Source organism: Mycobacterium seoulense (assembly GCF_010731595.1).
Classification (GTDB): domain Bacteria; phylum Actinomycetota; class Actinomycetes; order Mycobacteriales; family Mycobacteriaceae; genus Mycobacterium; species Mycobacterium seoulense.
Map to the genome: position 1 here is coordinate 4,591,408 of NZ_AP022582.1, position 15,727 is coordinate 4,607,134.

At 70.3% G+C, this 15,727-nt stretch carries 12 protein-coding genes; 6 read left to right on the forward strand and 6 right to left on the reverse strand.

Annotation, left to right across the window (positions count from 1 at the left end; translation table 11 throughout):
- Positions 1 to 23: 23 nt before the first annotated feature.
- Both G6N37_RS21325 and G6N37_RS21330 read left to right on the forward strand, forming a co-directional pair.
- Entirely contained in the window at positions 24 to 689 is a 666-nt protein-coding gene (locus G6N37_RS21325; RefSeq protein WP_163683404.1) for a hypothetical protein, read from the forward strand.
- Entirely contained in the window at positions 686 to 1,369 is a 684-nt protein-coding gene (locus G6N37_RS21330) for a hypothetical protein (protein ID WP_163683405.1), read from the forward strand. Before G6N37_RS21325 ends, G6N37_RS21330 begins: the two co-directional genes overlap by 4 nt.
- Here the strand turns inward: G6N37_RS21330 and G6N37_RS21335 are convergent, their stop codons facing one another.
- Together G6N37_RS21335 and G6N37_RS21340 are read right to left on the reverse strand one after the other, a co-directional pair.
- Positions 1,370 to 1,897 (reverse strand): XRE family transcriptional regulator, encoded by a 528-nt coding sequence (locus G6N37_RS21335; RefSeq protein WP_163683406.1) that lies wholly within the window; start codon positions 1,895 to 1,897, stop codon positions 1,370 to 1,372.
- Entirely contained in the window at positions 1,894 to 4,941 is a 3,048-nt protein-coding gene (locus G6N37_RS21340; protein WP_163683407.1) for an MMPL family transporter, read from the reverse strand. The genes G6N37_RS21335 and G6N37_RS21340 overlap by 4 nt, the downstream gene beginning before the upstream one ends.
- 331 nt (positions 4,942 to 5,272) lie before the next feature.
- Between G6N37_RS21340 and G6N37_RS21345 the strand changes: the two genes are divergently transcribed.
- On the forward strand, positions 5,273 to 5,812 hold the full coding sequence (locus G6N37_RS21345) for a hemophore (protein WP_163683408.1): 540 nt from the start codon (positions 5,273 to 5,275) through the stop codon (positions 5,810 to 5,812).
- On the opposite strand, the gene G6N37_RS21350 is transcribed toward G6N37_RS21345, so the two are convergent.
- The gene (locus tag G6N37_RS21350; protein ID WP_163683409.1) at positions 5,809 to 6,978 is read right to left on the reverse strand and encodes a lysylphosphatidylglycerol synthase transmembrane domain-containing protein; all 1,170 of its coding nucleotides are present in this window, start codon (positions 6,976 to 6,978) and stop codon (positions 5,809 to 5,811) included. The two genes, G6N37_RS21345 and G6N37_RS21350, sit on opposite strands and share 4 nt — an antisense overlap.
- A 157-nt stretch (positions 6,979 to 7,135) precedes the next feature.
- On the opposite strand from G6N37_RS21350, the gene G6N37_RS21355 reads away from it, so the two are divergent.
- Entirely contained in the window at positions 7,136 to 8,278 is a 1,143-nt protein-coding gene (locus G6N37_RS21355) for an AI-2E family transporter (protein WP_163683410.1), read from the forward strand.
- A gap of 20 nt (positions 8,279 to 8,298) precedes the next feature.
- Here the strand turns inward: G6N37_RS21355 and G6N37_RS21360 are convergent, their stop codons facing one another.
- From G6N37_RS21360 to trmB, 3 genes are read right to left on the reverse strand one after another with little or no spacing between them, the layout of a single operon-like run.
- Complete coding sequence (locus tag G6N37_RS21360; protein ID WP_163683411.1) at positions 8,299 to 11,229, reverse strand: MMPL family transporter; 2,931 nt, start codon at positions 11,227 to 11,229, stop codon at positions 8,299 to 8,301.
- A gap of 49 nt (positions 11,230 to 11,278) precedes the next feature.
- Positions 11,279 to 11,980 (reverse strand): NYN domain-containing protein, encoded by a 702-nt coding sequence (locus G6N37_RS21365; protein WP_163683412.1) that lies wholly within the window; start codon positions 11,978 to 11,980, stop codon positions 11,279 to 11,281.
- 9 nt (positions 11,981 to 11,989) lie between these two features.
- On the reverse strand, positions 11,990 to 12,769 hold the full coding sequence (gene trmB / locus G6N37_RS21370; protein ID WP_174813865.1) for a tRNA (guanosine(46)-N7)-methyltransferase TrmB: 780 nt from the start codon (positions 12,767 to 12,769) through the stop codon (positions 11,990 to 11,992).
- Between the two features lie 161 nt (positions 12,770 to 12,930).
- Here trmB and G6N37_RS21375 point away from each other — a divergent pair, with 161 nt between their 5' ends.
- Together G6N37_RS21375 and G6N37_RS21380 are read left to right on the forward strand one after the other, a co-directional pair.
- Positions 12,931 to 14,025 carry a hypothetical protein gene (locus tag G6N37_RS21375; RefSeq protein ID WP_163683414.1) on the forward strand — a complete coding sequence of 365 codons (1,095 nt, stop codon included), beginning with the start codon at positions 12,931 to 12,933 and terminating at the stop codon, positions 14,023 to 14,025.
- On the forward strand, positions 14,022 to 15,599 hold the full coding sequence (locus tag G6N37_RS21380) for a hypothetical protein (protein ID WP_163685350.1): 1,578 nt from the start codon (positions 14,022 to 14,024) through the stop codon (positions 15,597 to 15,599). The genes G6N37_RS21375 and G6N37_RS21380 overlap by 4 nt, the downstream gene beginning before the upstream one ends.
- Positions 15,600 to 15,727 lie beyond the last annotated feature (128 nt).

A 15,727-nucleotide genomic window follows, 5' to 3' on the forward strand; every position in this document is an offset into this window, starting at 1 on the left:
TTCCCGGATGCGACGATCGGGCCATGTCCGACGGCCAGCGAACCGAGCCAACCAACCAGGAAGTGGCGGAGGCGGAGGACGCCGACCCCGACGAAGCCCTCGACGACGAGTCCGGCGAAGCCGAGGCCGCGGGCGGCCCGATGTTCTCCCCGTACGGCATCGCGTCGACCGTGCTGGGGGTGCTGTCGGTGGCGGCGGTCGTGTTCGGGCTCTTCCTGTGGTCGGGGCACCGCGACGACACGGCCGAACGCCGCTACCTGAGCCGCGTCATGCAGACCGCCGCCGACTGGACGGGTGTGCTGATCAACATGAACAGCGGCAACGTCGACTCCAGCCTGCAACGGCTGCACGACGGGACGGTCGGCGAGCTCAACACCGATTTCGACGCCGCCATGCAGCCGTACCGGCAGGTGGTGGAGAAGCTGCAGTCCAAGAGCGCCGGGCGGATCGATGCGGTGGCCGTCGAGACCGTGCGCCACGACCTGGACACCGAGCCCGGTGTCGCCCGGCCCGTGGTCACCACCAAGTTGCCGCCGTTCGCGAGCCGGATGGATTCGGTGATGCTGGTCGCGACGTCGGTCAGCGAAAACGCCGGAGCCAAACCGCAGACCGTGCACTGGAACCTGCGGCTCGACGTGTGCAACGTGGACGGCAAGCTGATGATCTCGGGGCTGGAATCGATCCGATGAGAAACCTCTGGCGACTGCTCGCCTTCGACATCCTGGCCCCGCTGGCCGCGGTCGCGGCGTTGCTCGCGATCGGGCTGATACTCGGCTGGCCGCTGTGGTGGGTCTCGGCGTGCTCGGTGCTGGTGCTGCTGATCGTCGAGGGTATCGGCGTCAACTTCTGGCTGCTGCGCCGTGATTCGGTCAGCGTCGGTACCGACGACGACGCGCCGGGCCTGCGCATGGCCGTCGTCTTCCTGTGCACGGCGGCGCTGGTGGCCGCGGCGTTTACCGCATACACGCACTGGACACGGACGGACCGCCAGTTCAAGGACGACTCCCGCGACGTGGTTCGCGTCGCGACGGGGATGGCGGAGGCGATGGCGTCGTTCACCCCGGGCGCCCCGGACAGCTCCATCGACCGGGCCACCGCGTTGATCGTTCCCGAACACGCCGCCGCCTTCAAAGAGCAGTACGCGAAGTCCAGCGCCGACTTGGCCCAGCACAACGTCACCGCGCAGGCGGCCACGCTGGCGGCCGGGGTCGAGGCGCTGGGACCGTCGGCGGCCAGTGTGGCGGTGATCCTGCGGGTCACCCAGAACGCGCCGGGGCAATCCCCCAACCGGTCGGCGCCCGCGCTGCGGGTGGCGCTGACCAAGCACGGCGACACCTGGCTGGTGTCGGACGTGCTGCCGGTCAGGTGATCAGTTGGACTCGGCCGACCGCGTCGACTTCACCTTGACGAAGCGGTCCGAGAGTCGGCGCATCCGGATCATCAACGACGCCGACGGGCTGATGCTGCCGTCCAGGTAGGCCCCGAGTTCCTCGGCGGCCACGCCGATGCGGGAGGCGAATTCCTGCTGCGCCAGACCCGATCGGTCGATGAGCAGCCGCACGTGGCGGGCCACCTCGGCGCGCTCGTTGGCCTCGAGATGGGTGCGGGCGCGTTCCAGCACCTCCCACAGCGCCTTGGAGATGCCGTAGGGCCGGGTGCCTTCGAGCACCTCTTCGACCTGGCGGGCGGTCCGGCCGTACGGGTCGCGCTTCAAGGCGGCGGCGATGCGCTTCCAGGTGGCGATGTCGCCGCCCTGCAACGCGGCACGAATGGCGGACGTCGGCCAGAACTCGACCGGCTGGTCGCCGTCGGGGGCAGGCGCCGCGTCACGCCCGCGCGGCTCGGTGTCCGGCCGCTGGGGTGGCGCTGCGGGGCGTCGGTCAGGTGCCAACGTCACCTCGCCTCCTCCAACATCGCTACGGCCACCGACAGGCAGCGCTGCCTGATCTCCTCCCAGTCCGAGTGGGCGTCGCCCTCAGGCCCCTGCTCGTCGTCGAGATCCCAGGGATCGGGATCAGCGAGTCGACGGACCAGCTGGGTGGCGATCCATTGCCGCCTGGGCGACTGACAACAGTAGTACCTGTCCATTCCGGACAGCACCACCGCGGCGGTCTCGGGCTCCAACGTTTCAACCATATCGGCAAATTCGGCGTAATCGCGGCGGCTGTTACGGCACATGATGAGGTACCCCTTGAGGCGCAGCGTCTCGGCGCCGGTCGGGACCAGCAACCGGTCGCCCGTGGGCAGCTGCACGTGGGTGGTTTCCACCGGGGAGCGGCGCTCGTACATCGGCGACTCCGCGGGGTCCTTCTCGTTTTCCAGCGCGTCGATGGCGACCGAAAGCCGCCCGCGCCACAGCGTGACCGGGTGCACGGGCCGATCGGCCCCGACGATCGCCTTGGCGATGCCGTTGCGCGATGTCAGCCCGCCGACCAGCTTCTTGGCTCCCGAGGTGCCGTTGGTGTGACCGTTGCTGCCGGTCTTGCGCTCGCCGGCGCCCACCCCGGCCCCCGCGCCCTCGTCGTCGATGTTGACCTGATGCGGAATCTGGCCGGGGTCCCGGCCGCGATCCTGCTGGGTCGCCTGCAGCGGGGCGCCCTGCCTCTGGCCGCCGCCGCGCCCGCAGCCGGTGAACGCCAGCGGGTCGGTCACGCAAATGGCGTCGGGCGCCAGGTGCTTGAGCTTGGCCGCCGACTTGATCACCATTCGCAGGTCCGCGTTCGGCGCCGTCAGCGCCGATATGTCGTCGGGGATGACGACGACGTCGGCCAGGTCGACTGCTGGCAACGGCCGGTCGAAGTCGACCGACGGCAGCATCCGGGACAGCCACGGGGGCAGCCACCAGTTCCACTGGGCGAACATCGCCATCAGCGCGGGTACCAGCACCAGCCGCACCACGGTGGCATCGACCGCGATCGCCACCGCGCACGCCACGCCGATCTCGGCGACCAGCGGCATGCCGGCGAAGGCGAACCCGACGAAGACCGCGATCATGATCAGGGCCGCGCTGGTGATGGTGCGGGCGCTGGTGCTCACGCCGTAGGCCACGGCGTCGCGGGTGTTGCCGGAGTGCAGGAAGCGTTCCCGGATGCGGGTCAGCAGGAAGATCTCGTAGTCCATCGACAGCCCGAAGGTCATCGCGAGCACCAGCGGGGGAACGGTGCTGTCGATGGAGCTGATCTGGGCGAACCCCAGATCCTTCAGCCAGCCCCACTGGAACACCATCACCAGGCTGCCGTAGGCGGCCGCGACCGACAGCAACGTCATCAGCACGCCCTTGAGCGCCAGGAACACCGAGTGGACCGAGAGCAGCAGCATCACGAACGCGATGAGCGCGACGATCGCCAGCACCAGCGGCTCGGTCTTGGACACCTGGTCGTCGAAGTCCTTGATCAGCGCGGTGGGGCCGCCGACGTCCACTCGTGCGGTTCCCCGGTCGGGCACCTTGGGGAGTTGCGCGCGCATCCAGCCGACGGTCTCGCGGGCGCGCATGTCCTCCGGGTCGACCGACAACACCGCGGAGAGCAGGGCGCTGCCGTTGTCCTCGGCGAATTGCGGCGGTGCGACCGAGACGAGGTTGGGCGCCTGCGTCATCCGCTGCCGGATCGCGCCGATGGTCTGGCTGTGTTCGGGTGAGGCGGCGCCGCCGTCCGGGAAGGTGACCAGCACCCGGATCGGTCCGAGCGCGCCGGGACCGAGCGCCTCGGCCGCGGCGCCCACCCCGGCGCGGATCTCGTGCGACGAGTCGAACTGGCGCAGCAGGCTGTTGCCCAGCACCATCGAGGAGGCCGGCACGGCCATGACGAGCAGGACCAGCGACGCCGCCAGCGCCGACATCCACGGCCGGCGCATCACCCATCCGATCCAGCGGTTCCAGAACCGGGATTGGCCGCCCTCCGGCCCGTGCGACCAGTGCAGGAAGGCCGACCTCTTCGCGGCCGACCGGCCGAACGTCGCCAGCGCCGCCGGGGTCAGGGTGGTCGACGTCAGCATCGCGACCGCGACGGCCAGGATCGCTCCGGTCGCCATCGACTTCAGCGCCGGGGTGTTGATCACGTAGATCCCGGTGAGCGAGGCGACAACCGTCATCCCGGACAGCACCACGGCCAGCCCCGAGGTCGCCATCGCCGCGTCGACGGCCTCCCTCGGCTCGCGCCCGGACCGCAGCTCCTCGCGGAAGCGCATCAGGATGAACAGCGAATAGTCGACGGCCAGCGCGATCCCGAACATGGACACCGTCGAGGTCACGAACACCGACATGGTGGTGTAGGCGGACAGCAGGTAGACCAGGCCCATGGTGACCACGACCGTGCACACGCCGAGGGCGAGGGGGATCGCCGCGGCGGCCAGGGAGCCGAACACGGCGAGCAGGACGATCAGGATCACCGGCAGGTTCCAGCGCTCGGCGGCGGCGATGTCGTGCTTGGTGTTCTGCGCGGCGGCGGCGCTGAGCGCCCCCTGCCCGATCACATACAGCCGCACCCGGCCGTTCGCGGTCTGGCCGGGCTGATCGCCGTTGACGCCGACCTTCTTGCGCAGCTGCTTGGCGACGTCGCTGGTGTTCCGCGAATCCAGCCGCAGCGACAGCACATACGGCCGGTCCGGCTGCGGCGGCCGCTGGGTGGGGTTGGGCACCTCGGAGACACCGGGGACCTCGGCGGCGGTGCGGCGCAGCAGCGCGACCGCGTCGTTGATGTCGGAGTAGCTGGCGTCCGGGCGCGGGGCCGCCACCAGGGCCAGCGAGGACGACCCCTGGTCGTGGTACAGCTCCTCGAGCTGATCGTGGACCAGCAGCGACTGCGAACCGGCCACCTCGAAACCGCCGCCGGTCAGGTTCCCCGACTGCGTCAGGGCCAGATAGACCGCCGGAACCAAAGCCAGCAACCAGCCGGTGAAGACCAACCAGCGGTACTTACGCAGGCTGCGGCTGAGGCGCATCATTAACTGCTGGATTTCTTCCGCTCCCCGTGTGTCGCTTAACGCGTGCTGGCGAGAATACCGCAGCGGGCTGTGGATGATGTGCGCTTTCTGGCAGCTGAGCTGCAGCGACGGCGTTGTTGCCAAGACGCTGCCAAGTCGTTGTGCACCGGTTATCGGGCGGGATTTTCCTCACACGTCCTCACGCGGGCTGGCAGGCCCGCTGCCTGCGATGGCAGGATGTCGGATGGCCTGCGGGGCCGTGGGGAACTCCGCGATCGACGAGGCCGTCCATTGCAGCCGTTTGCGAGGCGCCGTGCCGCGCGCGACGCCGCAAACACCTGAAGGAGTTTCCATGACGAGAGGCACCACGACCGGGCGCCGCAGGATCTTCGCCGGGCTGATCGCCGCCACCCTGCCGAGCGCCGCCCTGGCGGTCCTGGCGGGACCACCGGCGACCGGTGCCACCGACCCGTGCGCGGCCAGTGAAGTCGCCCGGACGATCGGTTCGGTGTCCAAGTCGATGGGCGACTACCTGGACTCGCACCCGGAGACCAACCAGACCATGACCTCGATGCTGCAGCAGCAGGCCGGTCCGCAGTCGATGACCGGCCTGAAGTCCTACTTCGAGGCCAACCCCAAGGTCGCCGGCGACATGACGTCGATCGCCCAGCCGTTGACCAACCTGTCGCTGCAGTGCAAGCTGCCGATCTCGCCGGCCCAGGCGATGGGCATGATGCAGCAGGCGCAGGGCGCGGCCGGTGCGCTGCCCGCCCTGCCGGGTAACGCCGCGGGGGCGTCACCGCTGGGCGGCGCGCCGGCGGCCACCGGGCCCGCCGCACCGGCGCCGGCCAACGCGCTGTCCGGCCCGCCGCGGGGCAACACCGCCGGCTAGCTTTCGGTTTCGGCGTTCCGGTCGGGCGGCAACGGCCCCTGCAGGGCGGTCTCGGTCGGATCGTTGACGGGCCCGCCCTGAGTCGCCGGCGGTTCGGGGTCCGGCGCGGTCGATTCGTCGTCCGGGACGGCGACGTTTTCGGTGCGGAACACGAAGAAGAACACCACCCAGCCGATGGCTGAGATGAGCAACCAGCTGATCAGCCGGTAGATCAGCATCGCCGAGATCGCGTTGGGTAACGACATGCCGCTGGACACCAGCCCCGGAACCAGCACCGCCTCGACGACCAGCAGCCCGCCGGGCATCAGCGGTATCGTGCCGACGGCGCGGGCGGCCGCGTAGGCCACCGTCAGCCCGGCGACCGACGCGTGATCGCCGGCGGCGTAGGCCGCGAAGCCGAGGCAGGCGACGTCGGCGATCCAGTTGAACATGGACCAGCCGAAGGCCACCCCCATGTCGCGCCGGCTCAGGCTCACCGATTCGAGCTGCATCAGCGTCTGGCGCCACCGGTCCAGGCCGGTCTCGGCGGGCCGGCCGCGCACGGAGTTGACCCACGACAACACCCGGCACCCGATCCCGTCGATCAGTTCCGGCCGCGACGCCACCGCCTGGGCGAGGATCAACAACGCGACGAAGCCGCCCAGGGTGAACAGCAACGAGAACGGGTTGTTCTTGGCGCCGAGGAAGAAGGCCCCGCCCAGCCCCAGCAGCGCCAGCCCCACGGCCTGCAGAACGCCCGCCATCACCAGCTGCCACGACGCCACCACCGTCGACGCGCCCCAAAGCCGTTGCTGCCGAAGCAAAAACGTGGCCGAGAGCACCGGCCCGCCGGGCAGCGTGGTGCTCAGCGAATTGGCGGCGTAGACGGCGGCTTCCGATCGCAGCTGCTTGACGTGCACGCCGGCCGATCGGAGCAGTGTGCGCTGGATCTGCGCGAAGCTGTGCATGGACGCGGCCGACGCGGCCACCGAGGCCAGCAGCCACCACCAGTTCGCTTCGTACAGGCTCATCCAGGCCTTGGCCAGCTGATGCCAGCCCAGCGCGACCTCGACGGCAAGCACGATCGCGACGATGCCGAGGATCACCCATCGTGCCCACCAGTACTTCCCGCGCGGGGTCTCTTCGCGCGGGAAGTCGAGATTGCGGGCGGGGGCGTCGGGCGACACGTGATTTAGGGTAACGGTGCAGGTGGCGCCGGGATCGCCGTGCGGCGCCGACCGTGTCGTCGTCGTAACCGGATCGTGCCGGCGTGGTCGTGCCCCGCCGGGCTGCCGACGGGTCCGCGCACGTTTGGCAATGCCCCCCGCCGGATAGGCTCACCCAATGCCGGCAAACACCGACGACGCTTCGGTCGAACCCCTCGTCCGCAAGACCGCAGCCTGGGCCTGGCGTTTGCTGGTCATCTTCGCCGCGCTGATCGCCCTGCTGTGGGTGGTTAAGAAGCTCGAGATCATCATCGTCCCGGTGCTGGTGGCGCTGCTGATCAGCGCGCTGCTGCTGCCGGTGGTGGACTGGCTGGACCGGCGCGGTTGGCCCCGCGGCGGTGCGGTCGCGATGGTGCTGCTGGGCGGATTCGCGATCCTGGGCGGCATCTTGGCGTTCGTCGTCATCCAGTTCATCGACGGCCTGCCGGGCCTGACCGAACAGGTGACCCGCAGCATCGAGTCCACCCGGCGCTGGCTCATCCATGGGCCGGCGCACCTGCGCCGCGAACAGATCGACAACGCGGGCAACGCCGCGATCGAGGCGTTGCGCAACAATCAGGCCAAGCTGGAAAGCGGCGCCCTGTCCACCGCGGCCACCGTCACCGAGCTGGTCACGGCGGCCGTGCTGGTGCTGTTCACGTTGATCTTCTTCCTCTATGGCGGACGCAACATCTGGGCATACGTGTCCAAGATCTTCCCGGCCGACGTCCGAGAACGGGTGAGCGAGGCGGGCCGCGCCGGTTACGGGTCGTTGACCGGATACGTGCGGGCCACCTTTCTGGTGGCCCTGACCGACGCCGCCGGGGTCGGCGCGGGCCTGGCGATCATGGGCATCCCGCTGGCGCTCCCGCTGGCCTCCCTGGTATTCCTGGGCGCCTTCGTCCCGCTCGTCGGTGCCCTGATCTCGGGCCTGGTGGCCGTCGTGGTCGCGCTGTTGGCCAAAGGCATTGTGTACGCGCTGATCACGCTCGGGGTGCTGATCGCGGTGAACCAGCTCGAGGCGCATGTCCTGCAGCCGCTGGTGATGGGCCGCGCGGTGTCGATCCACCCGCTCGGGGTGGTGCTGGCCATCTCCACGGGCGGGGTGCTCGCCGGGATCGTCGGCGCGCTGCTGGCCGTCCCGACGGTCGCGTTCTTCAACAACGCGATGCAGGTGCTGCTCGCCCCGGATCCGGCGGCCGAAGCCGAGAAACAGACGGAAGAGGCCGACGGGGGCGGCACCATCCTGCAGGCCGAACCCGACGAGCCCGAGGCCAAGTAGGGCCGACGCCTACAGCGGGCCTACAGCCGTCCCTCGCGACGCAGCAGGTCCTGGGCCGACAGGCCCCCTCCAGAGCGACGCCGCTGGCGCGCGTCGCCGTTCTCGGCCTGGCCGGGCGAGTTCAGCTTTTCCGTGGCCACGTCGGAGTCGTTCCCCTCCGACCGCATGGACGGGAAGGCGGTGGTGGGTTCGGCCGCATCGACCTGATCGTCAGGACCGTTGGTGGGCACCGGAATTGCCCGCGTCTGGCCACCCGACGGTGGCGGCGGCGGTGCGGCGGGGCCCGGGGCGGGAGGTCGTGGCGGCGCCGGCGGCGCCGCGTTGGCCGGCCGCTCGTGGCCGGGGGACGCCGGTTGGGCCGGGGCGGCGTTGGGCACCGAGAGGCGTGTCGTCTTGGCCTCGGTCGGCTGACCCGGCCGGGTTTGCAACCGGGTGGTGTTGGCGGCATCGGCCGGCGGTGCCGCGGCGCGCGTCGCGGCGCCCGCGGGCACGTCCTGAGCGGGCTTGGGCTCGGCCGGCCCCGGACGCGTCGCGCGGGACGGCTCGAGCGCGGCGGGGTGCGTGGGGTCGTGCGGTGGGCGCGGCGCGGCGGCTACCAGGCTCGCCGCCACCGGCGGCCGCGCTGGACGCCCGTTGAGGGTCGGCCGCTTGCGCTCGTCGGGCAGGTCGATCTCGCCCAGCCCGATCTTGTTCTGCAGCCGCCGGGCCCAGCGGGGGGCCCACCAGCAGTCGTCGCCGAGCAGCTTCATCACGGACGGCACCAGGAACATGCGGACCACGGTCGCGTCCAGCAGCAGGGCCGCCATCAGGCCGAACGCCAGGTATTTCATCAACACCAGATCGGAGAACACGAACGAACCCGCGACGACGGCCAGCACCAGGGCGGCGGCGGTGATCAGCCGCCCGGTCGTCGCGGTGCCGATCCGGATGGCCTCCGCCGTCGACATGCCGCGTTCGCGCGCCTCGACCATGCGCGACACCAGGAACACCTCGTAGTCGGTGGCCAGGCCGAAGCCCACCGCGACGACCAGCGCGATGAGCACCACCATCAGCGGGGTCGGCGTGAAGTTCAGCCACGTCGAGAAGTGCCCGTCGACGAAGATCCACGTCAGGATGCCCATCGTGGACCCGAGCGTCAGCGCGCTCATCACCGCGGCCTTGATCGGCAACACCACCGATCCGAACGCCAGGAACATCAACAGCATCGTGGCGGTGAGCAACAGCACCAGCATCAGCGGAGCCTTGTCGAACAGGCTGTGGATGCTGTCCTGCTCGAGGGCGGGGGTGCCGCCGACATAGAGGTTGAGGCCCTTCGGCGGGTTTATCGACCGGAGTTCGCCGATCTTCTTGGCGGCGTCGTTCTTATTGACCAGCCCGTTCTGGATCACCCGCACCGAGCCGTCCTTGGGCACCGATGTCCCGTTCGGGCCGGCGATGCAGGGGTTGCCGGCGATGGTGGGACACGGCCGCTCCTCCCACGTCTTGTCGGTGAACCCGTTGATGCCCGCGATCCTGCTGCGGATGTCGGCGACCTGCTGGTCGGTGACCTTGCTGTGGTTGGTGCTCTGGATCACCACCGTCAACTGCTCGGTGCGGTAGCCGGGGAAGAGCTTGTCGAAGTGTTCCTGGGCCAGGCGCACCGAATTGTCCGGCGGCAGGTACTTCTCGCTCATGCCGCCGAACGACAGGTTGCCCAGCGGGATGACCAACAAGATCATGCCGACGGCGATCGGGATGGCGAAGGCCAGCGGCCGCTTCATCACGAAGTTGACCAGCTTGCCCCAGAACCCGGCCTCGACCTCTTCACGGGTCTTGGTCTTCTGCAGGCGGTCGGCCAGCCAGTTCAGGTAGGCGCGGGAGTACTTCCAGTTCCGCAGGAAGGGCACCCGGAAGGCGGTCCGCACGCCGAGCGCGTCGACGTGCCGGCCGAGGATGCCCAGGCAGGCCGGCAGAAACGTGATCGACAGGATCGCGGCAAGCCCCACCGCGGCGAAGATCGCGTAGGTCAGCGAGTGCACGAAGCCCTGCGGCAAGACGAGCAGGCTGGCGCTCGACGCGATGATCAGCACCGCCGAGAACGTCACCGTTCGACCGGCCGTCATGACGGTCCGGCGGACGGCGGCCTCGGTGTCGTAGCCCTCGGCGATCTCTTCCCGGAACCGGCTCACCACGAAGAGCCCGTAGTCGATGGCGATACCGAGGCCGATCAGCGACACCACCGGCTGGGCGAAGAAATGCACCGGCCCGAACATGGCGACCAGGCGCAGGATGCCCAGCGCGCCCGCGATGCTCAGCCCACCCACGATGGCCGGCAGGCCGGCGGCGACCGCGCCGCCGAACACCAGGAACAGCACCACCGTCACCAACGGCAGGGCCAGCACCTCCATGCGCCGCTGGTCCGTGGCGATGGTGCCGGTCAGGGCGTTGGCGATCGGCTCCAGCCCGGCCAGTGCCACGGTGCCGCCGTTGAGTTTCTGCAAGTCGGGCGCGATGGCCTTGTAATTGTTGAGGATCGTGTCGTCGTCGTCGCCCTTCAGCGGGATGGACACGAAGGTGTGCTTGCGGTCCTCGCTCACCATCCCCTTGATCAAGGGGTTCGTGCTGTCGGGCGCCGCCAGCCAGCCGGCCCAGCCGACGACCTGGTCGGGGTGGTCGGTCTTGAACTTGTTGAGTTCGCCGACGATCTTGTCTCGCCAGGCCGGGTCGTCCACCGTCTTGCCCTGCGGCGCGGTGAAGGTCGCGACGATGTGGCTGGTGCGGTCGCGGCCGTAGGTCTGGTCGCCCAGCACCGAGGCCTTCACGGATTGACTGCCCTCGTCGTAGAAACCGCTCTGTGTGACATGCTTACCGAGGCTCAGGCCGAACACCCCACCCAGCAGGCACAGAGCTACCGTGACCCCGATCACGATGTACCGGTAGCGGTACACAGTTCGACCCCACCAGGCGAACACGCAAGCTCCTTACTGGATCGTTAACGACCCGCGCATCGGTTTTCCAGTGTCACACACGCGCGGTCAACAGAGCGGACAGCGGCCGGAACGGCTGCAGCCATGCTCCCTGATCAGGCAGCGAATCTAGGCCGATTCGTGGCAACGGCTCCCGGAACACGCCGGTGATGTCTTCCAGGTCGACGAAGTCCAAGGTATCCGACGCTAGCGCCCAACTCGCATGTTCGCGAAATCCGATGACCTGGACGGCGACCCCGCTGCGTGCTATCTCCTCCAGCGGTTGACGAAACGCCTGCCCGTCGGCGGACGCCACCACCAGCGCCGCCAGCCCCTCGCTGCGCCGCAGTTCGATGTGGGCGAGCATGTCGCGGTCGACGTCGCTGTCCTCGTCGATCTTCGGTTTGGCGAACACCGCGAACCCCACATTGCGAAGGGCGTCGACCCAGGGCCGCACGACCTCGGCGCTGCCCGGCGCGATGTTGGTGAAGACGGTGGCCTCGGGTTCCACCACGGCACCCGGCCGGCCCGCGCTGACCTCGGCGGTGCGCGCCAGCAGCCAGCGCCCCAGGGCGTCGAAGCGCGGCCGTTCCAGCGCGGTGGGGCGCCGCCCCAGGATCGAGCCGAGCCCCATGTCGAGGTTGGGCGCGTCCCACACCAGCAGGACGCGTCCGCCCGGCGGGGTGAAGCCGCCCAGCGCGTCGTCGGGCAACACCGCCAGGGGCTCTGCCGCGGTCTGTTCTTCCGCCAGGCTCATGGTCATCGCCTACTCATGTCGTAGCCAGATGAATTCGGTCACGGCGCTGCCCGCTTCGTGGGCCTTCGTCTCGTATTTAGTGGTCGGCCGCACCACCGAGACGGGCAGGCCGTCGCCGGGTCCGACGCGACGCAGCCGTGGTTCGGCATCGCCGAGGGCGCCGATGTGTTCGGCGTAGCCCGGGTGGTCCGTGGCGACGTGGAGGACACCACCAGGGAGTAACCGGTCGGCGATCAGGCCAATCGTGCCCGGCTGCAGAAACCGCCGTTTGTGGTGGCGGGCCTTCGGCCAGGGATCGGGGAAGAAGACGCGGACCCCGGTCAGGGTCCCGGGCGCGATCAGCCGCTGCAGCACGTCGAGGGCGTTGCCGCGGATCAGGCGAATGTTGCCGACCCCCGCGCGGTCGATCGCGCACAGCAGTTGCGCCAGGCCGCGCTTGTAGACCTCCACCGCGATCACATCTATATCGGGCTCGTCCTGGGCCATCGCCAGCGTCGAGGTGCCGCTGCCGCAACCGATCTCGAGCACCAGCGGCGCCTGTCGGCCGAACCACGCGCGGGTGTCCAGCGCCGGCTCGGCGCCTTCGGCGGCCGGCACGCCCACGGACAGGCCCAGCTCCGGCCACCGCCGTTCCCAGGTCTGCCGCTGGGCGTCGGACAGCGCGGAACGTCGGGAGCGAAAGGTCGATGCCGGGAGATAACGCTGGTCGCGCCTGCCGTCCGACCCCTCGGGCGCGTCCGGACGCACTTCAACCCCGGGTTGCGCATGCATTTGTCCATGGTGGCCCATAAACCGGTGATGTAGCCGCCCCTGGTCCAGATTGATACCCAACAGTTGCCTTCAGCTGGTAACAGTCAAACGGTGGCTCGCATCAAAGTGACGCAGGTGCCACCATTCGGTGGGACCCGATCGGCCCCCGGGTCGGATCCATCGAATCGAATGGGGAGGGAATGAGGGGACAAGGACATCAGGATTTCGCCGACGAGCTGGCCCGGTTCGCCGCCGGCCACGCCGACCCGCGCGTCACGGTAATCGCCCAACGAACGGCCGCCCCGCTGCGCGTGCTGGTTCGGGGCCGCCCCGGCGTGGGCCGCGGCACGGTGGCCCGGGCGCTGGACGGGGCCGGAGCCGGCGCCGGCATCGCGGTGACCCCAGCCGACGGCGGTGACGCCGACATCGTCGTGCACGTGATCGCCGAGGTGGTCAAGCCCGAAGACGTCGACGCCATCGCCGTCGCCGGACGCCCGGTGCTGGCGGTGCTGAACAAGGCCGACCTGGCCGGGTCCCTCTCCCGTGGGGACGGCCCGATCGCGGCGGCGCGGACCCGGTGCGCCGAGCTGGCCGCCGTGGTGGGCGTGCCCATGGTTCCGATGACCGGCCTGCTCGCGGTCGCCGCGCTCGATCACCTGGACGCCCCGCTGTGGGCGGCCCTGCAGACGCTGGCCGCGCACCCCGGCGCGGCCGCTCTGCTCGACGGCTCGTTCCCCGGGTTCATGGCGGCGGACAACCCCGTGCCGGCCGGCGTGCGGCTGCGCCTGCTGGACACCCTGGACCTGTTCGGCGTCGCGCTCGCGGTGGCCGCGATCCGCCAGGGCCGGACGGCCGCGCAGGTGCGGGCCCTGCTCCGGCGGGCGAGCGGTGTCGATGCCGTCCTGTCCCACCTCTCCGGCGTCGGCGCCGAGGCCCGCTACCGGCGGGTGCTGGACGCCGTCGCGGAGCTGGAGGCGCTGGCCGTCGGCTCGGGCGAATCCGCGGAGCGGATCAGCGGCTTCCTTTCCCACGACGACACGGTGGTGGCGCGGATGGCGGCCGCCGTCGACCTGGCCGAGGCGGCCGGGCTGGACGCGGACAATTCGGGGCCGGCCGACTGGGACCGCGACCCGGCCGCGCACCTGCCGCGCGCGGTGCGGTGGCAGCGCTACAGCCGCGCGCCGGTGAGCGACCTGCACCGCGCCTGCGGCGCGGACATCGCCAGGGGATCGATGCGGCTGTGGTCGCAGGCGTGTGGCTCGCTGCCGGGGGAGCCGGTGGGGGACTGGCGGTGAGCGGCGAGCGGCACGACGATCCGGTCGCCGAGGTCGACGCGCTGGTGGCGGGCATCGGACCGGAGCTGGACGCCCCCGCCGTGCACCGCCGCGACGTGGTGCTGGTGACCGGGCCCTGGATGGCCGGGGTGAGTGCGGTGGCCGCGGCGCTGCGCGAACGGCTGCCTGAGCACAAGTTCGTCGAGTCGGCGGAGCTGGGTCCCGGCGAGGCGCCGATGGCGGTGGTGTTCGTCGTGTCCGCGGCGGCCCAGCTGACGCCGTCCGACTGCGCGCTGCTGGACGCCGCCGCCGCGCACACCGATGTGGTGGTTCCGGTGGTGTCCAAGATCGACGTGCACCGCGCCTGGCGCGACGTCCTGGCCGCCAACCGCGAGGCGCTGGCCGCGCACGCGCCGCGGTACGGCGGCGTGCACTGGGTGGGCGCGGCCGCGTTGCCCGACCTCGGCGAGCGGGACGTCGACGAGCTGGTGGAGACGCTCGCGGCGCGGCTGGCCGACCCCGAGCTCGCGCGCAGAAACAGGTTGCGGGCGTGGGATTTTCGGCTCAAGACCGTCGCGCAGCGGTTCGACCGCGACGCCGACGGCGCCGGGCGGCGGGCCCGGGTCGACGCGCTGCGTGACGAGCGCAGCACGGCCCTGCGCCGGCGGCGCGAGGCGAAAACCGAGCGCGCGATCACGCTGCGCGGCCAGATCCAGCAGGCGCGGGTTCAGCTGTCGCACTTCGCGCGCAACCGCTGCTCGTCGGTGCGCGGCGAGTTGCAGGAGGACGTCGCGGGATTGTCCCGGCGCAACATGCCCGGCTTCGAGGCGCACACGCGCGACCGGTTGGGCGAGGTGGTCGCCGAAGTCAACGAGGGCACCGCCACCCACCTCGCGGACGTCGCGCAGGTGGTGGGGGTCTCGACGACCCTGCCGCCACTCGAACAGCTGCCCACGGTCGATGTCCCCGCGCCCCCGCTGAAGTCCCGGCGCCACGAAACCTGGCTGTTGATGCTCCTCGGCGCCGGCTTCGGCCTGGGTGTGGCGCTCACCCTGAGCCGGCTGATGAGCGGGCTGGCCACCCGGCTCAGCCCCGCCCTGTCCGTCGTCGCGGCCGTGACGTGCGTGGCGATCGGGCTGGCGGTCACCCTGCTGGTGATCAACATCCGCAGCCTGCTGCGCGACCGGGCGCTGCTGGACCGCTGGGCGGGGGAGGTGACCTCCTCGTTGCGGTCGGTCGCCGAGGAGTTGGTCGCCACCCGCGTCCTGGTCGCCGAGTCGGTGCTCACCAAGGCGGTGCTGGCCCAGGACGAGGTCGAGAACGCCGCGGTGAGCGACCAGGTCAACGCCATCGACCGCGAGCTGCGCGCACACGCCGCCGCGGCGTCGCGCGCCGCGGCCGCGCGGGACCGGGAGATGCCGACGGTGCTGGCGGCCCTGGACGCCGTGCGTGCAGAACTCGGCGAAGCGGGTATACCCCGGTCCGACGGCCCCTCGTCGGACGTGCAGCAAGACGCGGGAAACGAGGCAACCGAGAAACCGGCTTCTAGGAGCGGTGATGGCGATTCGCAGGGATCTTCTGAATCGTTGTTGTGAGAAGGCTTATACCTGCCCGAGGCTTCCCCGACAAGATGCTCACGATAACCTGTAGTTAACGCCACCATGTCAACCGTTGTGTGGGCGACCGCATACGCGATAGGCACGTAGAGAAGCCCGAGTACGAC

What these genes read in the sequence shown, in the direction of transcription:
- G6N37_RS21325 (WP_163683404.1), top strand. Translation starts at nt 24, where the DNA reads ATGTCCGACGGCCAGCGAACCGAGCCAACCAACCAGGAAGTGGCGGAG.
- G6N37_RS21330 (WP_163683405.1), top strand. Translation starts at nt 686, where the DNA reads ATGAGAAACCTCTGGCGACTGCTCGCCTTCGACATCCTGGCCCCGCTG.
- G6N37_RS21340 (WP_163683407.1), bottom strand. Translation starts at nt 4,941, where the DNA reads ATGATGCGCCTCAGCCGCAGCCTGCGTAAGTACCGCTGGTTGGTCTTC.
- G6N37_RS21345 (WP_163683408.1), top strand. Translation starts at nt 5,273, where the DNA reads ATGACGAGAGGCACCACGACCGGGCGCCGCAGGATCTTCGCCGGGCTG.
- G6N37_RS21355 (WP_163683410.1), top strand. Translation starts at nt 7,136, where the DNA reads ATGCCGGCAAACACCGACGACGCTTCGGTCGAACCCCTCGTCCGCAAG.
- G6N37_RS21365 (WP_163683412.1), bottom strand. Translation starts at nt 11,980, where the DNA reads ATGAGCCTGGCGGAAGAACAGACCGCGGCAGAGCCCCTGGCGGTGTTG.
- trmB (WP_174813865.1), bottom strand. Translation starts at nt 12,769, where the DNA reads ATGGGCCACCATGGACAAATGCATGCGCAACCCGGGGTTGAAGTGCGT.
- G6N37_RS21375 (WP_163683414.1), top strand. Translation starts at nt 12,931, where the DNA reads ATGAGGGGACAAGGACATCAGGATTTCGCCGACGAGCTGGCCCGGTTC.